Genomic DNA, 17,384 nt, shown 5'->3' on the forward strand with positions numbered 1-17,384 from the left:
AGTTCTCCTTCAGTCCGAGGACGGGAGCGATTTGGCTTGCTTGAGCTCCAGCAGCGCCCCGTTCGCGCGCAGAGTCCCGTCGCCGGGTTTGGTGCACAGCAGTTCCAGGCCCAGCTCGGGGTGGATGTAGCGCTTGCCCATGAGCGTGGCGCGCTCGCGGTCCACCTCCGCGGCGCCGACCTCCGGCGGGGTCTGGCCCAGTGCGTACATCGGCGCGCCACCACACGTGATGGTCACGTCCTGTGCGGGCGGGCGGACCACGATGACCTGCGTGTCGCACACCGCACTCGCGAGCCGGACACCGACCTTGATCGTCATGACTTGTCGTCTCCTTCCTGGGCACGCGCCCTGGCCCAGCCGTAGTCGGGCTTGCCGTTGTCGAACCGGCGGACGCGCTCGACGCGCAGGAACGCCTTGGGCACCTTGTAGCCGGCGAGCTTGTCCGCGACGGCGGTCTTGAGCTCGTCGTCGGTCAGCGCGGTGACCACCAGCGCGACGACCTCGGAACCCCACCGCTCGCTGGGACGCCCCAGCACCAGCGCGTCGCCGACACCGGGCAGCGCCAGCAGAACGGACTCGACCTCCTCGGCGTACACCTTCTCGCCACCGGTGTTGATCACCGTCGAATCGCGGCCGAGGAACCGCACACGCCCATCCGCGCCGATCTCGGCCCGGTCGCCCGACACCGCGAGATACCGGCCGTCGATCGTGCGGAACGTGGCCCGCGTACGGTCCGGGTCCCCGAGGTACCCGCGTGGCAGGAAGCCGCCGTTGGCCAGCAGTCCCCGGCCGGGCAGCGAGGCGTCCCGCAGCACGCCGGTCTCCTCGTCGAGGAGACACGTGCTCGGCCCGGCGGTGAATCCGCCGTCATCGCCGCGCGTCTGGTTGGCCTGCGGACCGGTTTCCGAGGAGCCGAGCGCGTTGATGACCTGGGCCTTCGGGAAGTGTTCGGTGAACCCGGCCCAGGAGCGTTCGGACAGCACCGCGCCGCTGGAGAACACGAACCGCAGATGCCCGGGTGGTTCCGTGGTCGCGGCGACGGCGTCCAGCAACGGCCGGGCGAACACGTCGCCGACGATCGCCAGCGACGACACCCGTTCCCTGCGCAGGGTGCGCACCATCTCGGCGGCGTCGAAGTGGACCGGGTTGTCGCCGAGCACCACCGTGCCGCCACTGGACCAGGCGTTGAACGCGTACCACAGCGCGGTGCCGTGCATGAGCGGTGGCGCGGGCAGCACCCGCAGCCATTCCCGGCGCGGGGCGCCTTCGACGGCTTGCGCGATCGAGCGCACGCGAATGCCGCACGGGCCGGGGATCGCGTCCTTCTGCCGCCAGATGACGCCCTTGGGCATGCCCGTGGTGCCGCCGGTGTAGAGCACATGCACGTCGTCGCCGGAAGGCACCCGCTCGACCGGCGGGGCGCTCGCCCCGGCGATCACCTGCTCGTAGTCGACGGAACCGGCGACCGGCCGCTCTCCCGAATCGTCGCCGACGCAGACCAGCAGCGGCGCCGCGGGCAGTTCGGCCAGCGCCTCACGCAGAACCGGCGCGAACTCCTGCTGGTACACCAGAACCGCGGGCGCGGCGTCGATGAGCAGGTAGGCCAGTTCGGCCGCCTTGTACCGGTAGTTGACGTTGAACGGGGCGCACCGGGCGCGGTAGCTGCCGAGAATGGCTTCCAGGAACTCCGGGCGGTTGCGCACGTAGACGCCGACCAGGTCGTTGGGCGACTCCCACGGGTGGTGCTCGCCGGGGCGCCGGCCCTGCGTGTGCGCGGTCAGCCACCACCCGAGCGCGACGGTCCGTTCGCGGGTCTGCGCCCACGTCTGCCGGTGCCCGTTCTGCACGAGGCATTCACGATCGCCGACGACCTCCGCGATCGCGTCCCACAGCGCCAGGTAGCCGAACGTGCCGATCTCCTCGTGCGCGTCGAGCGTCGCCGTCATGCCGCTCCTTCCAGTGCGAACGTGCGGCGGCCGTCGCTCTCGGTGATGCGCCCGGTCCTGCCGATCGGTTCCCTGTCCTGGGAAACCAGTTCGCCGAGCGTGTAGGTGTCCTTTTTGGATACCCGCACACCGGTACGCCCGCCGCCAGGAAGGCTCGCCACCACGTAGCCGCGGGCGGGTTCGGCCTCCCGGTCGTACTCGACGGTGTAGGTCTCGACGACCGCCTCGCCGATGTAGTGGTCAACGACGCGCACCGTCTGCGGTGTCCCGATGGCCTCCGACGCCACGAATCCCTCCGGCCGGGCACGGCCGGACAGCACCGTCGCCGAATGCTTGGTGACGTACTCGCCGTTGGCGTACACCAGGCCGGTGCCACCGGTGCGCCGCAGCTCGCGGGTCACGGCGACCAGAGCGTGCGAGGAGTAGTTGTTGTGCGCGCCACCGAAGGAGGTCAGGCCACCCGTGGCGGACAATGCCCGGCCGGTCGCCTTGAGGTGGAGGCTGCCCAGCTTGGGCACGACCGGAAAGCAGCTGTACAGATCGAGGACGTCCACATCGGACATACCTAGGCCGGCACCGTCGAGCGCGCGGTCCAGGGCACCGGCCATCCCGGCCGAAGCGCCGAACGTCGGCCGCTCCAGCACGTCCTCGCAGTCGCTGCCGGAAGCGGCCGAGAGCACATGGATCCGCTTGGACTCCGGGACACCGAGCCGGTCGGCGGTCTCGGCGCTCGCGACGAGCAGCGCCGCCGCCTGGTCGACCTTCGCCGTCGCGTTCATCAGCAGCGGATACGGGAAACAGATCATCCGGTTCTTCGGGCCGACCGTCGCGATCTCCTCGGGCGTCCGCGGCACGGGATTCCACGCCGCCTCGTTCCCTGCGGCCACGGCGCTGAACTCCGAGTACATCCGGGCCGACCAGTCCTGCGCCTCCGCGAACGACTGGCCCAGCTCGTATCGCAGCCGGTTCTCGAACAGCGGGTAGATCCGGATGGGCCCGACCAGGCCCAGATCCCACATGCGCTCGGTGCCGCCGACCGCGCGGTCGAACTTCCCCGGCCCGCCGGGGTCACGCGACCACGGGATCTCGGCGTCGGCCCGCTGGAACATCTCCAGCGACGACTGCGCCTCACCGCCGCACAGCAGTGCCAGTTCGGCCTCGCCCTCGGCGATCCGGCCCGCGATGTGCTGAAGCATCGCGACCGGCTGGTGACCGCCCGCACCCGAGGTGACACACCGGGCGTCGGTGGCACCCAGCCGCTCGGCCACCACGCACGCGTCGTCGGCGTAGGACCAGGACACGATCTGCACCGCGGCGACGAGGTCCACACCGGACAGTTCCGCCGCGCCGACACCGGCGTCCTCCGCGCTCGCGGCCGCCGCCCGCAGGATCAGCTCCAGCGGTTCGGTCGCCGAATCGAAGTCCCGCTCACGGTTGTTGCGCAGCTGCCCGGCACCGATGATCACCACATCACGCGGGCTCATGAGGCCGTCCATTCCGGCGGGCGCTTGTCGATGAACGCCTGGACGCCCTCTTTGAAGTCGTTCGTCTTGGCGACCTTGCGGGTCGCCTCGTTCGAGATCTGCCACGCCTCGCTGTCCGGTAGCGAGGTGGCGTTGAGAACGACGTCACGGGAGTACTGCACGGCCAGCGGGGCGTTGACGGTGATCCGCTCGGCGAGCTTCCTCGCGGTCGCGACGGCCTGGCCCGGTTCGCACAACTCGTTGACAAGGCCCACTTCGTACGCCCTCGTCGCCGGGTACGCCTCACCGGTGAGCGCCCATTCCATCGCGATGGTGATCGGGATCTTGCGGCCCAGCCGGAAGAGCCCGCCACCACCCGCGACGAGGCAGCGCTTCACCTCCGGCAGCCCGAAGGTCGCCTTCGTCGAGGCCACGACCAGATCGCAGGCCAGCACGATCTCGGTGCCGCCGGCGAGCGCGTGCCCGTCGACGGCGGCGATCAGCGGCTTGACCCGCTCGCGGCGGATCAGGCCGGCGAATCCGCCCTTCCTGGTCCGCATCTCGCGGTCCTTGCCCGCGTTGACGACCTTGAGGTCGGCGCCCGCCGAGAAGACCGGCGGGGTGCCGGTCAGGATCGACACCCAGATGTCGTCGTCGGCTTCGATCGCATCGAGTGCCTCCTCGATGCCGGTGGCCACTTCGCCGTTGACGGCGTTGCGTGCCTCCGGACGATCGATGGTGATCACCGCGACGTGGGTCGCCGGATCGGCCTCGAACAGCACTCCCATGACGTGCTTACCTTTCTGACGGAATCAGGCGTTCTCGCGCGGACCGGGCTCGAAGGCGAGTTCGACGTTCTCCACGCCCCACGTCAGCCCGAGGTGCTCCTTGACCTCCACGCCGTCGGCGAGGCGGAAGCTCGGGATCCGCCGGTGCAGTTCCTCGAACGCGATCCGCAGCTCGAGCTTGGCCAGGTGCACGCCCACGCACCGGTGCGCGCCGAGACCGAACGTCAGGTGCGGCTTGGCCGGCCGGTCGAACTTGACCTCGTCCGGGTCCTCGAAGTACTTCGGGTCGCGGTTGGCCGCACCGAGCGGGCAGTGCACCCGCTCGCCCTTCGGCAGGTCCAGGTCACCGACCTTGGCCGTCTCGGCGTCGACGTTGCGCGTCGGCACCGCGGGCGAGGACCAGCGCAGCAGCTCCTCGATCGCGGGCGCGAGCACCTCCGGCGAGGAGAACATCTCCGCCCACTTGTCCTGGTTGCGGGCCAGGTAGGCCATGCTCTGGCCGAGCACGCTCTGCACCGTGTCCAGACCGGCCAGCATCATCACCAGGAACAGGTCGAACAGATCGTCCAGCGGGATCGGCTCACCGTCGATCTCGGCTTCGAGCAACTGGCTGGTGATGTCGTCGGTGCGGTTCTGTTTGCGTTTCTCGATCAGTTCCATCACGTAGCCGTGCACGCCGGCGCTCGCCTCGGCGCGGGCCTTGTCGGTCTCCTCCTGCGGCGCACCGGGAATGCCGTGCAGGAACACATCCACCCACTTGGTGAGCTTCGGCGCGTCCTGCAGCGGCCAGCCCATCAGCGCGAGGAACGTGGTTCCCGGGTAGGGGAAGGCGAAGTCGGGGTCGAAATCGCAGTGCCCCTTCTCGATGAACTTGTCGATCAGGTCGTTCGCGACCTTGCGGATCTGCGGCTCCAGCTTCGCGACCGCGTCCGGCGAGAAGAACGGGTCGAGGATCTGACGGTACTGCCGGTGCAGCGAGCCGTCGATCTCCAGCGGGATCATCCGCTTCTGCCCGAACGCCTGCGAACCGTCGGGCATGTTCGGGAAGCTGATGAACCCCCGGTTGTTGCGGCGCAGCACGTTGCTCATGTCGTCGTAGGAGGACAGCACCCAGAATCCGCCGTCGGCGGAGAAGCTCACCGGGCATTTCTCGCGCCGGTCGGCCAGGTCGGTGAGGTGCTCGGCGATGGTGGTCTGCGCGTACACGTCGTAGTCGCGGCGGCGCTGCTCGCGCAACGCCTCGATCGAGGTTGTCTGGTCCATTGTGGTCAGTTCCCTTCGCCCATGATTCCCTTGGCGGCCTGCTCGGTCATCGTTTCCCGCCAGTTGTCCCCGAACGGGATCGCGACCTGCGCGAGAGTGCCTCCGTCCGTCACCGGGATGCTGACCCCGGACATGTACATCGACTCGTCGGAGGCCAGGAACAGCGCCGCGTAGGCGTTGTCGAGAATCCGCGGCGGCCGCGGAAGCTTCAGCGGGATCGGCGAGTGCTCCGGAATCCACTCCGGCGCCATCTCCTCGTGGGACTTGCCGAGAACCGGCGCCTCCGGCGGCAGGATGAAGTTCGCCGACATGCCGTGCGTCGGGCAGATCGCGTTGATGCGGATGCCGTACTTGCCGATCTCCCACGCCGCGCAGATGCGCACCATCGAGTTGATGCCACCCTTGGCCGCACCGTACTGCGGGAACCCGGGATAGCCGACCAGCGAGGCCGCCGAAGACGTGCAGACGATGGAGCCGCCCGCCGGGCCGCCGGGGTTGTTCTTCATCGCGCGCACCGCGTGCTTGACCGAGAAGAAGACACCCTTGAGCACGACGTCGTGGGTCTCGTCCCACTCCTGCTCGCTGATGTCCTCGAACGGCGTGAGCCCGAAGCCCTTGGCGGGGATGCCCGCGTTCGCGAACATCACGTCGAGCCTGCCGTACTGCTCGACCGTCGCGTTGACCGCGGCCTCCACTTCGGACTCCACGGTGACGTCGGCCTTCACCGCGACGGCCTCACCGCCCGCCTCGGTCACCAGCGCCACGGTCTCCTTCGCGCGGGACTCCTGGACGTCGGTGACGACGACCTTCGCCCCCTCCTTCGCGAAAAGCTGCGAGGAGACCCGGCCGAGGCCGGACCCCGCACCGGTGATCATCACTACCTTGTTCGCCAGACGCATCGTTGCGGTCCTTTCGGTGTTGATGCGGGGTTCCGCACCCAATCGGTCCTCCTACGCGAGCGCTCCTGCGTCGCACCCGCTTATTGCGGTCCTTTCGGTGTTAGTTGTTCCACTGCGCGCCGAGCAGCCCGTAGGGCCGCCGTGCCGGGTCGGGATCCAGTGCGGTGTAGAAACTCTTGGTGCGGGTCAGTCCGTCCAGCGCCGCGGTGCCGTACTGCGCGCCGATCCCGCTGTGTTTCCAGCCCTCCATCGGCGAGTCGGACACGTGCGCCATGCCGTACTCGTTGACCCAGACCGTGCCTGACTCGATGCGGTCGCCGACCGCCCGCGCCGCCACCAGATCCCGACCCCACACCGAGGCGGCGAGCCCGTAGCGCGTGGAGTTGGCGATCTCCACGGCGTGGTCCACGGAGTCCGCCGCTAGCACGGTGATCACCGGGCCGAAGGTCTCTTCCTGCGCGATCTCCATATCCGGGGTCACGTCCCGCAGCACGGTGGGCACCACGTAGTACCCGCCGCTGGGCAGCTCACCGTTCGTCCGCGCCCGCGCGGCGACCTTCGCCCCCTCGTCCTGCGCCCGGGCGAGCATCTCGTGCACCCGCTTGGCCGAGGATGCCGAAACCACGGGACCGACATCGGTATCGGGATCGGTGGCGGGGCCGACACGCAGCGCGCCCACCAGCTCCGCGAGCCGGTCGCAGGCTTCCTCGTAACGGCTGCGCGGCACGATCAGGCGGCTGGTCGCCACGCAGATCTGGCCGGCGTGCAGCACGGAGCCGAACACGGCACCGGGCAGCGCGAGGTCGAAGTCGGCGTCTTCGAGGATCACGGCGGGCGACTTGCCACCCAGTTCCAGCTGGACTCGCTTCAGCGACGCCGCCGCCGTGGCCATCACCTTGCTCCCGGTCGCGGTGCTGCCGGTGAACGACACCCCGGCGACGCCCGGATGCCCGACCAGGTGCTGCGACGGAGCCACACCGCCGTTGACGACGTTGAGCGCACCGGCGGGCAACCCGGCCTCGGCCATGACCTCGGCGAACAGCTTCGGCCCGACCGGCGCGAGCGGTGAAGGCTTGACGACGACGGTGTTCCCGGCCAGCAGCGCGGGAATCGCCTTCTGCCCCACCACGTACATCGGCACGTTGAACGGCGTCAGCGCGGCGATCACACCGAGCGGAACCCGGTGCGTCTCCCACTGCCCGAGAAACGCCGACGCGTCGATGGGGCTCGCTTGCGGACGCTCCAGATAGGACACCAACTTCGGCCACTCCCGCAGCAGCATCGCGGTTCCGGCGACCTGCAGTGCGGCCGACATCCGGACGGCGCAACCGGTGTCCGCGGCGAGCAGCCCGGTGAACTCCTCCGCACGGCGGTCGACGATGTCGGCGGCCCGGTGCATGAGCGCGACACGCTCGGGCAGCGAGGTCTCACGCCACTCGCGGCCCGCTTCGTGCGCCGCGGCGACAGCGGCATCGACATCGCTCTCCGCGCTGTCGGCGAGCGAACCCAGCTCCAGCCCCGTCGACGGGTCGAAGAACGGTGCCGTCCTCCCTGCCGCCGCGGCCACCCAGCTGTTGCCCACGAAGTTGCGCACGTCCACTGCCATCAACCCTTCGTCTTCATCGACCCGGCGACGAGAGTCTTACATAACTTTCTAATCTTATCAATGATTACATAGACAACCGGGATAGCCCGGATTACAGTCGAGCCGCACGCGGCCAGACTCGATCGGCGGAGGACCAGTGCAGAGCACACACGACGAAGTGGACATCAAGCTCACGGTGACGCGCAGGGAGACGCTCGCGGACGACGTGGTCCGCCTGCACCTGAGCGATCCGGGCGGCGCGCCGCTGCCGGCGTGGCGTCCCGGCGCGCATGTGGATCTGCAGTTGACCGAGGATCTCGTTCGCCAGTACTCGTTGTGCGGGGACCCGTCCGACACCGGCACCTGGCAGGTCGCGATCCTTCGTGAACCGGACAGCCGCGGCGGCTCGACCTTCGTCCACGACCAGCTGACCGAGGGCACTCAGGTCAGCGTGCGGGGACCGCGCAACCACTTCGAACTGCTTCCCGCGAAGAACTACCTGTTCATCGCCGGCGGCATCGGGATAACGCCGATCGTGCCGATGATCGGCGAGGTGGAGCGCTCCGGCGCCTCCTGGCAGCTGCTCTACGGCGGGCGGACCCGTTCGAGCATGGCTTTCCGTGACGAGCTCGCGACGCTTGGCGACCAGGTGCACATCCGGCCGCAGGACGAGACCGGCCTGCTCGACCTCGCCTGGCTGCTCGGCGAGCCCTGGGAGGACACCGCCATCTACTGCTGCGGACCCGAGCCGCTGCTGCAGGCCGTGGAAGCGGCCAGCCAGGGATGGCCACCGGGCAGTCTGCACGTCGAGCGCTTCACCCCGAAGGAGCTGGGCGAACCGGTGCGACGGCAGTCGTTCGAGGTCGAGCTGAGCCAGTCGGACCGGGTGCTGACCGTGCCACCGGAGAAGTCCATTCTCGAGGTGCTCGAAGAAGCCGGCGTCGACGTGCCGTCCTCGTGCCAGGAAGGCACGTGCGGCACCTGCGAAACCGTCGTACTCGGCGGCGAACCCGATCACCGGGACTCCTTGCTCACACCTGAAGAGCAGGAGGCGAACGAAACGATGATGATCTGCGTTTCGCGCGCGAAGTGCGCTCGCCTGCTCCTCGATCTCTGACTTTGCCTAACGGACAGTGTCCGTTACGATGGGCTCCAGCGCAATGGGCCCGGCAAGAAACCTCGCCCACCGAAATGGAGCAACGATGCCCCAGCAGCTCGACGTGTCCCCCGGCGACGAAAGACGCGCGCGACGCAAGGCGGCGACCGCCGGATTTTTCGGTTCCGTGCTGGAGTACTACGACTTCAGCCTCTACGCGACGGCGGCCGCGACCGTCTTCCCCACCGTGTTCTTCCCCGGCTCGTCCACCCTGCTGTCCGCGCTGCAGTCGGTCGCGACGTTCAGCATCGCCTTCCTGGTCCGCCCCGTCGCCGGAGCCTTTCTCGGCAGCATCGGCGACCGCTTCGGCAGGCGGCGCGTCCTGGTCTTCACTCTCCTGACCATGGGGATCGCCACGGCGTGCGTCGGCCTGATTCCCGGATACTCGACGATCGGCTGGCTCGCACCGCTTCTGCTTGTGCTGTCGCGGATCACGCAGGGCATCGGGGCCAGCGGCGAATTCGGCGGCGCCACGCTCGTCGCGGTGGAGTTCGCACCGGACCGGCGGCGCGGCCTGCTCGGTTCACTGCCCGCGGCCGGCGCCTCGTTCGGCGGGATGCTCGGCACGCTGGCCATGCTGGCCATGTCGGCGCTGCTCACCTCCGCCCAGTTCCTGAACTGGGGCTGGCGCGTTCCGTTCCTGCTCAGTCTCGTACTCGTCGCCTATGGATCGTGGCTGCGACTCCGCCTGCCGGAGACGCCCAGTTTCCGCACCCTGGAGCACAAGGCCCGGACGCCCCTGCGGGATATCGTGCGCCGCACGCCCGGCTCGGTGCTGGCGATCATCGCGATCGTCACCGCGCAGACCGGGTTCGGCTATTTCTATCTCGTGTTCGTGGTCTCCTACGCGGGAAGCCACATCGGACTGTCGCGCGACGACACGTTTCTCGGGCTCGTCATCGCACAGGTGTCCTGCGGCCTGCTGATCCCCGTTTTCGGCTGGCTTTCCGACATCCTGGGTCGGCGCGTCGTGATCACGATCGGCCTGGTCGCATCGGGCGCGCTGGCGTTTCCCGGCTTCGGTCTCATCCAGCCCGGCTGGCCGGCCGGCCTGTGGCTGGCGATGTTCCTCGGCAACGGCGTCGCCGCCTCCGCCATCGTCGCACCCGCCGGACCACTGGTCACCGAACTCTTCCCGGCCCAGTACCGGTACAGCGGGATGGGCCTGGCCCGCGAGTTCGGCAACATGCTCGGCGCAGCCTGCATTCCGCTGCTGGCAGTGCGTCTGTCCTATTCGAACAACCCGGCCACGGCCGTCGGCCTCATGCTCGTGGTACTGGCGGCACTGGGACTCGGCGGCGTCGCGCTGGCTTCGGTGCGCCGGCGCACCGAAGAACTTCTTCCCGCCGGCGACACCGCGCAGAAGGAGTCAAGTATCTAATCTTTATAAAGACAGCTGTGATAGCGTGCGCCTCGGTCGGGGGTCCACATCAGACACCAGACAGCGAAATCCATGTCAACGAAGCCACTGGAAGGACGTTCGCAGTGCGACGTGCTACGAAGAAACGCAGAATAGCCACGACATTGGCATGTACCGCCATCGCCGTCGGTGCCGTCACCATGCCGCTGTCGGCGTCCGCGGACACGGGCGTGGTCAACGGCGCCGGCCCCATCAAGGAGTTCGCCCCGTTCCCGACGCCGTTGAGTTACCCCTGCGAGGTCATCTCCGACAACCAGGGCATCCTGTGGTCGGACCAGTTCGTCGGCAACAGCTACGGTCGCGTCGACCCGAACACCGGCGCGGTCAGCCAGGTGCCGCTACCGAACCTGCTCGGCCTGCCGGGCGGTCAGAACAAGGGCCCGGACGGCACCATCTGGTTCGTCGAGGCGACGGGCAACGGGCTGGGCCACCTCGACCCGGCCACCCAGAAGATCGAGACGATCCCGTTCCCGTGGGGCAACATCGGTCCCGTCACCGTGCCCACCGTCGGCTCGATCAACACGGGCCTCGGCGTCCCGTTCGACGACAGCTTCGGCAAGGACGGCAAGCTGTACTTCGCCTCGATCGGGCTCAACTACATCGGCAGCTACGACACCCAGACCGGTCAGTGGGAGCAGTGGCCCATCACGACGCCGCTGTCCGGGCCGATCGCGATGGAGAAGGGCCCTGGCAACACGATCGCGATCGCCGAGGGCACGGGCAACAAGATCGGCCTGTTCGACGTCTACACGCACAAGCTGACCGAGTATCCGATCCCGACGCCCGCGTCGCTTCCCGGCGGGCTCGAGGTTTCGCCGGACGACCAGTACCTCTACTTCGGTGAGACGCTCGGCAACAAGATCGGCCGCCTGGACTTCGCGACCGGCGAGATCAAGGAGTACGACCTGCTCGCGCTGCGCAACGGGCTGCCGAGCAACGTCGGGACGGGCAATCCGCTGCCCAACCCGGGTCAGCTCCGGTTCGGCAGCGACGGCAAGCTCTACATCATGCAGGGCACGTTCACCGGCGGCAACCAGGTGGGCCAGCTGGACGTGAACACCTCGGAGTACCACGAACTGAACACGCCGACCGCCTACTCGTCGCCGTGCGACCTGAACAACACGGTGCCGGGCAAGATCTACTTCGGCGAGTTCACCGGCAACCGGATCGGGTACTTCGACATCCCGGTCACGACCGACATCAGCAACACGTTCCCCGTGTTCGGCTGATCATCCTCCGGTCAGGGCCGGTTCCGGGTAATCTACCCGGAACCGGCCCATTTTTGTTACTCTCATCCTAACGGACAGTGTCCGTTAGAGGTATATACTGTGGCCGTGCCACACGAGAGGGAACCACAGGCCGACCTGCGCGACCGCATGGGCTCCAGCGCGGACGTTCGTGCCCAGCGCACTCGTGAGCGGCTGGTGACAGCCTTCGAGGAGCTGGCCGCGGAGGGCGCGACCGACATCAAGGTCAAGGACGTCGTCACCAGGGCCGGCGTGAACCGCACGTCGTTCTACGCCCACTTCTCCGGCGTGGACGCGCTGGCGATGGCGGCGATGACCGACTACTTCGAAGCGGTCGGGCTGACCGACGCCGCGCACCGTCTCGACGACCCGTACAAGACGAGCCTCGAATCGCTGCAGGACGTCATCGAGTTCATCGCGGACCGGGCGACCTTCTACGAGCGGCTGCTCAGTTCCGAGAGCACGCCGTTCTTCTCCGCCGTCGAGGACGCGTTCACCGAACGGAACCGGGTGACCCTGCGCGGCATCAAGACCCTTCCGGACAGCGTCGACATCGACACCGCCGCCCGGTACGTGGCGGCGGGCGTGATGGGCGTGATCGCCCAATGGCTTCGTGGCGGCCGCACCGAAAGCGCGGCGGTGCTCGCGGCACGCCTGCGTGATCTGCTTCCGCCGTACCTCACGGGCGGCGGGGGCGAAGACCGGTCCGGCCACAACTAGGCGGACACGGTCCGCAGCCGACAGGCCGGTACAAACCCGTTTCCGCCGTGGCTGTGGCCGCATCGGTACCGAACGGCACAGTAAGGAGTTTCGCAATGGGCCGGCTGAACACTGTGGTCGCCATCGTCACCGGCGGTGCGCGCGGCATGGGCGCCTCGCACGTGCGCGGTCTCGTCGCCGAGGGCGCGCGCGTCGTGATCGGCGACGTACTCGACGACGAGGGCAAGGCGCTCGCCGACGAACTCGGGAAGTCCGCCGCCTTCGTGCACCTCGATGTCACCGACGACCAGTCCTGGAAGGACGCCGTCGCGGCGACCGAGGAGACCTTCGGCCCGGTGGACGCGCTCATCAACAACGCCGGGGTCGTGCAGTGGAAACCGTGGCTGAAGACCAGCACGGCGGAGTTCACCCGGGTGCTGAACATCAACCTGACCGCCCAGTTCATCGGGATCCGCGAGGTCGTCCCGTCGATGGTCAAGACGGGGCACGGGGGCGTGATCGTGAACGTGTCCTCCACCGCGGGCCTGCAGGGATTCGCGGCCGAACCCGCTTACGTGGCCTCGAAATGGGGCGTGCGGGGTCTGACCAAGGCGGCCGCGCTGGAGTTCGCGCCGCAGGGAATCAGGATCGTGTCCGTGCACCCGGGCGTCGTGGAAACCCCGATGACGACCGACGTCACCGAAGACTCCTACGACCAGCAGCCGATTCCACGCAAGGGCCGCACCGCCGAGGTCACCGCGCTGATGACCTACCTCATCGCGGACGCGACCTACAGCACCGGCTCGGAATTCGTCATCGACGGCGGCGCCGTGCTCGGCCCCGTCGTGCCGGTACCGCTCGAAGCGGACTGACCGCTACATCGACATCGCCGCGGTCATGACGTGTTCCAGGAGCCGCACCAGAACCGTCTTCGCCGAGTCGCGGTCGCGCACGTCGCACAGTTGCACCGGGACGTGCGGGTCGAGGTCGAGCGCGCCGCGCACCTCGTCCTCGTCGTAGACATCGGCGCCGGCGAAGCAGTTCACGCCGACGAGGAACGGGATCTTCCTGGACTCGAAGAAATCGACCGCGCCGAAACAGTCCTCGAGCCTGCGGGTGTCGGCCAGCACCACCGCGCCGAGCGCCCCCAGCGACAGTTCCTTCCACATGAACCAGAACCGGTCCTGTCCGGGCGTGCCGAACAGGTACATCACGACCTGCGGGTTGATCGTGATCCGGCCGAAGTCCAGCGCCACCGTCGTCGTGGTCTTGCCTTCCACGCCGGTCAGATCGTCGATCCCGGCACCGAGCTCGGTGAGGCTTTCCTCGGTGCGCAACGGCGGAATCTCACTGACCGTGGACACCATCGTCGTCTTACCGACGCCGAATCCCCCGGCGATGAGCAGTTTCACCGCCCGCACACCGTTCAGCCCGGGCGCCAGCCCACCGTCAGAGTCTGCGTACACCATCGAGCACCGCCTGCAGCAGCTGCATATCGGGCCGGCCCTCGGCAGGAGGGGGCGGCGAACGGAAAATGAGATGACCCGAGTCGATCAGGTCGCTGACCAGCACCTTGACCGCGGCCACCAACAGGTTCAGCTGAGCCGCGATCTCGGCGATCGAGAGTGGCCTGCGCTGGCACATCCGCAGGATCGCGCCGTACTCCCGGTCGAGCGTCATGGCCTCGGTCTCCGGCCGGACCGCCACGACGAGCGTGATGATGTCGAGATCATGCACGTTCTTCCCGGCACGCCCCCGCGTCACCGCGAACGGCCGGACCAGCGGCCCAGGGTCTTCGACGGACCAGGAGTCGCTGCCGTCCTGCCTCATGTCGTGTGCGGAGCTCGCGGGCCGGCCGACATCGCGTCACCGACCTTGCCGACCAGCACGTTCATCTCGTACGCGATCATGCCGAGATCCGCGGTCTCGGCCGCGAGCAGTGCCATGCACGCACCCTCACCGGCCTCGGTCACCACGAGGTAGCCGTATTCGAGCTCGACGACGGTCTGGTGCACCATGCCCTTGCCGAACTGGGTACTCACCCCGCGCGACAGGCTGCGAAACGCCGACGCCATCGCGGCGAGATGCTCGCCGTCGGCTCTGTTCAGCCCGCCGGAGCGGCCGAGCAACAGGCCGTCGGCGGAGAGCACCACCGCTCGCTCGGCCCCGACGAGCCTGCCGACCAGGTCGTCGAGCAGCCAGTTCAGCTCGCTGCCCGTGGCCGTGACCATCACATCGTCGTTCATCTACGCGCCCCCATCGTGTTCATCCGTTCTGCCCTCCCGAGACGCCACGCGCCTGTCGCGTTCCACGTTGGAACGAAGCCATCGAGTTCCGCGCCGCTTCGGGGCTGCGCAGCCGCCGCGCCGCGGGCGCCGCCGCGTTCTCCTGGCCCTCCAGCTGGAGTTGCGGTACCAGATGGGCCTGACGGCGCCGGCGTGGCAGCGGCGCGCGTGGCTTCGCGCCCGGCCGCGGGGTGTCACCGAACGAGCTCCCGGCCGTCGCGCGCGGCGTCGCCGGTTCACCGGAAGGCTCCTCGACCGGCCAGTGCCGCGCCGGGACCTCTGTGTCCGCGGGCGGTCGCGGTACGGGGTCCTCGGCGGCTTGCGGCAGGAAGGGCATCTCCGGCTGCCGCCGTTTCCCGCGCTGGGCACCGGAACGCTCGTCGTCGGCTTGCTTCGCCGTCATGCCGTCGTCCTCGTCGAGCACCTTCGACGGAATCAGCACGATCGCCTTGACCCCGCCGTAAGCCGATTCGAGCAGGTTGACCGCGATCCCATGCCGCTGAGCCAGCTGGCCGATCACGAACAAGCCGAGGTTGCGCTCACCGGCCAGCGCCATCTGCTGGAAGTCCGGCGGGTTGTGCAGCGTCTCGTTGAGCCGCTCACGTTCGGCGAGCTCGATACCGAGCCCCTGGTCCTCGACCTCGACCACGACTCCCCTGCCGACGAGGTTGCCGCGGACGGCGACCGGCGCGCCGGGAGGGGAGAACGAGATCGCGTTGTCCACCAGTTCAGCCAGCAGGTGGACCAGGTCGGCGACGACCGCACCCAGTACCCGTACCTCGGGCAGGCGCACCGCGCTGACGCGTTCGAAGCCTTCGGTCTCGGAGATCGCGCTGCGCACGATCTCCTCCAGTGCCACGGGTTTCCGCCATTTCCGTCCCGGCTGGCCACCGCCGAGGATCAGCAGGTTCTCGGCGTTGCGGCGGGCGCGGGTGGCGAGATGGTCCAGTTTGAACAACAGTTCCAGGTGCTCGGGATCGCTCTGTTTGGCCTCCGCGGCGTCGAGAACTTCGAGCTGCCGGTGCACGACCACCTGACTGCGGTGCGCGATGTCGAGGAAGACGCGGTTGATCCCGCCGCGGGTCTTGGCCTCGGCGGCCGCGGCGTCGACGGCGGTGCGCTGCGCCGTGGTGAAGGCCTGCGCCACTTGCCCGATCTCGTCGTGGCCGTCGTCCACCACGGTCATCTCGGATTCGACGTCGACCGGCTCGCCGTCGTTGAGCCTGCGGACCATGGACGGCAACGTCTCCCGCGCCAGTTCCAGCGTCTTCGTCCGCAGTGTGCGCAGCCTGCGCACAAGAGCGTTCGCGAGCCGCAACGCGATGAGGAACGCGGCGACCGCGAGCAGGAGCACCCCGGCGCCGGCCAGGATCGACTGCCACAGCAGCGTCGTGCCCGCGTCCTCGGCGAGGCTCTCGGCGTAGCGGAAGTGATCGCCCCACAGACCGAGCAACTCGCTGGAGACATGCTGTTCGGCAGTGACGAAATCCGCCAGGCCGACGCCCAGTGTCCCCGTCGTCGCAAGCGTGTTCTCCGCCCTGGTCACGAGTTGCCATCCGGGGCTGGCGACCAGCGCGTCGTACCGCGTGCGCTCGGTGCCCGTCAGCCGCGGAACCGCCGCGTCCAGCTGGCTGCGGTATCCACCCACCCGCTGCGCGTGCGCGAACTTCTCGTCCGGACTCAGCACGCCTTTCGCGACGTCCGCCGCGGCGAACCCGGCGGCGCGCGACTGCGAGTCCGTGACCGCGTACAGATCCGTCGAGACGATCTCTTCCGTGGCGCTCGACGAGTCCGGGGACGTACGCGCGATGTCTTCCAGGCCGGTGACGACATATCCGGAGAGCTGCGTGTAGAAGTCGTCGACTTCGGTCGCGGTCGAGGCCCGGACATCGACGCTTTGCCGGACCACCGGTAGCCGCGAGACGAGTTCGACGAGCTTCGCGTTGGCCGCGGCCATCGCCTCCGGGTTGATGCCCGTCGCCTTGGCGGACGTGCCCGCCGCGCCGCTCATGATGGTCAGCACCGCGGTGGTGTCATCGCGCCGGGAGGTCAGTTCGGTCTGCGCCTGCCGGTCTCCGCCGAGCACGCGCAGGCTGGCCGAGCGCTCGGCCTGCACGACGCCGCCGAACTTGACCGCGAGGTCGGCCGTCTGACTGAGATAGGCCGAGAAGTTCCGGGCCGTGAGCCCGTTGTCGACAAGTATGCCGGCGATCGTCGCGCCGGTGATGAGCAGTGCCAAACTCGGAATCAGCACGATCGCGAGCACGCGCGTGCGGATGCTCGCCCGGGACCGGCGGCGCGCCCAAGCACCGGTCAGTCTGCCGAGCCAACGATTTCCCTTGGCCCGTTTCGCCATTCGTGCACGCAAAGTATCGCCCTGTCCTGGCTGAATACAAGGATTGCCTGCGCGGTGTGCAAGTCGGCAACGGATGTCCGCCTCGTCGACTGCCGCGTGACGACGAGGATCAAACCATACGGAAATAGTTAAGGGAAGTGGGTACTTCGCCGAAGTGGGAATTGCTTGCTACCCACCCGGCACCCCGTCGTCCCAGAACGTTCTTGTGACATCTCGTAGCAGAAAGTCTCTTACGCGCCAATGGAATCCCGATTTCGATCACCCCGAATTTCGCGGC

Annotated in this window: 16 protein-coding genes; 5 read left to right on the forward strand and 11 right to left on the reverse strand. The window is 68.3% G+C overall.

The features are described 5' to 3' along the window. Nucleotides 1-9: 9 nt before the first annotated feature. The 7 genes from HFP15_RS28015 to HFP15_RS28045 form a co-directional block, all read right to left on the reverse strand. Nucleotides 10-318: a hypothetical protein gene (locus tag HFP15_RS28015; protein WP_168519756.1), complete on the reverse strand. Its 309-nt coding sequence runs from the start codon at nt 316-318 to the stop codon at nt 10-12. Beyond that, the gene (locus HFP15_RS28020) at nt 315-1,946 is read right to left on the reverse strand and encodes an AMP-binding protein (RefSeq protein WP_168519757.1); all 1,632 of its coding nucleotides are present in this window, start codon (nt 1,944-1,946) and stop codon (nt 315-317) included. The genes HFP15_RS28015 and HFP15_RS28020 overlap by 4 nt, the downstream gene beginning before the upstream one ends. Continuing rightward, nucleotides 1,943-3,430: a TLP1 C-terminal extension domain-containing protein gene (locus HFP15_RS28025; RefSeq protein ID WP_168519758.1), complete on the reverse strand. Its 1,488-nt coding sequence runs from the start codon at nt 3,428-3,430 to the stop codon at nt 1,943-1,945. Before HFP15_RS28025 ends, HFP15_RS28020 begins: the two co-directional genes overlap by 4 nt. Then, nucleotides 3,427-4,197, reverse strand: coding sequence for a crotonase/enoyl-CoA hydratase family protein (locus HFP15_RS28030; protein WP_168519759.1), 771 nt, complete (start codon nt 4,195-4,197; stop codon nt 3,427-3,429). The genes HFP15_RS28025 and HFP15_RS28030 overlap by 4 nt, the downstream gene beginning before the upstream one ends. Nucleotides 4,198-4,221: 24 nt before the next feature. Continuing rightward, the gene (locus HFP15_RS28035; RefSeq protein ID WP_168519760.1) at nt 4,222-5,460 is read right to left on the reverse strand and encodes a cytochrome P450; all 1,239 of its coding nucleotides are present in this window, start codon (nt 5,458-5,460) and stop codon (nt 4,222-4,224) included. Nucleotides 5,461-5,465: 5 nt separating this feature from the next. Next, the gene (locus HFP15_RS28040; RefSeq protein WP_168519761.1) at nt 5,466-6,359 is read right to left on the reverse strand and encodes an SDR family NAD(P)-dependent oxidoreductase; all 894 of its coding nucleotides are present in this window, start codon (nt 6,357-6,359) and stop codon (nt 5,466-5,468) included. A gap of 100 nt (nt 6,360-6,459) precedes the next feature. Next, nucleotides 6,460-7,965 (reverse strand): aldehyde dehydrogenase family protein, encoded by a 1,506-nt coding sequence (locus tag HFP15_RS28045; protein WP_168519762.1) that lies wholly within the window; start codon nt 7,963-7,965, stop codon nt 6,460-6,462. A 136-nt stretch (nt 7,966-8,101) separates the two neighbouring features. On the opposite strand from HFP15_RS28045, the gene HFP15_RS28050 reads away from it, so the two are divergent. The 5 genes from HFP15_RS28050 to HFP15_RS28070 all read left to right on the forward strand — a co-directional run bounded on the left by HFP15_RS28050 (nt 8,102) and on the right by HFP15_RS28070 (nt 13,338). Beyond that, complete coding sequence (locus HFP15_RS28050; protein WP_168519763.1) at nt 8,102-9,061, forward strand: PDR/VanB family oxidoreductase; 960 nt, start codon at nt 8,102-8,104, stop codon at nt 9,059-9,061. A gap of 85 nt (nt 9,062-9,146) precedes the next feature. After that, complete coding sequence (locus tag HFP15_RS28055) at nt 9,147-10,481, forward strand: MFS transporter (protein ID WP_168519764.1); 1,335 nt, start codon at nt 9,147-9,149, stop codon at nt 10,479-10,481. A 143-nt stretch (nt 10,482-10,624) separates the two neighbouring features. Next, entirely contained in the window at nt 10,625-11,749 is a 1,125-nt protein-coding gene (locus HFP15_RS28060) for a Vgb family protein (protein WP_210717968.1), read from the forward strand. 105 nt (nt 11,750-11,854) lie between these two features. Further along, nucleotides 11,855-12,487 (forward strand): TetR/AcrR family transcriptional regulator, encoded by a 633-nt coding sequence (locus tag HFP15_RS28065; RefSeq protein WP_168519766.1) that lies wholly within the window; start codon nt 11,855-11,857, stop codon nt 12,485-12,487. Nucleotides 12,488-12,582: 95 nt separating this feature from the next. Continuing rightward, nucleotides 12,583-13,338 (forward strand): SDR family NAD(P)-dependent oxidoreductase, encoded by a 756-nt coding sequence (locus HFP15_RS28070; protein ID WP_168519767.1) that lies wholly within the window; start codon nt 12,583-12,585, stop codon nt 13,336-13,338. A gap of 3 nt (nt 13,339-13,341) precedes the next feature. Here the strand turns inward: HFP15_RS28070 and HFP15_RS28075 are convergent, their stop codons facing one another. Genes HFP15_RS28075 through HFP15_RS28090 form a run of 4 tightly spaced genes read right to left on the reverse strand, consistent with a single transcriptional unit; the run spans nt 13,342 to nt 17,107 of the window. Continuing rightward, complete coding sequence (locus HFP15_RS28075; RefSeq protein ID WP_312871784.1) at nt 13,342-13,878, reverse strand: GTP-binding protein; 537 nt, start codon at nt 13,876-13,878, stop codon at nt 13,342-13,344. A 37-nt stretch (nt 13,879-13,915) separates the two neighbouring features. After that, a complete protein-coding gene (locus tag HFP15_RS28080) occupies nt 13,916-14,296 on the reverse strand; it encodes a DUF742 domain-containing protein (RefSeq protein WP_168519769.1) in 381 nt (126 codons plus the stop codon). Further along, on the reverse strand, nt 14,293-14,712 hold the full coding sequence (locus HFP15_RS28085) for a roadblock/LC7 domain-containing protein (RefSeq protein WP_168519770.1): 420 nt from the start codon (nt 14,710-14,712) through the stop codon (nt 14,293-14,295). The genes HFP15_RS28080 and HFP15_RS28085 overlap by 4 nt, the downstream gene beginning before the upstream one ends. Nucleotides 14,713-14,731: 19 nt before the next feature. Beyond that, complete coding sequence (locus HFP15_RS28090; RefSeq protein ID WP_168519771.1) at nt 14,732-17,107, reverse strand: sensor histidine kinase; 2,376 nt, start codon at nt 17,105-17,107, stop codon at nt 14,732-14,734. Nucleotides 17,108-17,384 lie beyond the last annotated feature (277 nt).

It is taken from the genome of Amycolatopsis acididurans, from assembly GCF_012328925.1.
Taxonomy (GTDB): domain Bacteria; phylum Actinomycetota; class Actinomycetes; order Mycobacteriales; family Pseudonocardiaceae; genus Amycolatopsis_E; species Amycolatopsis_E acididurans.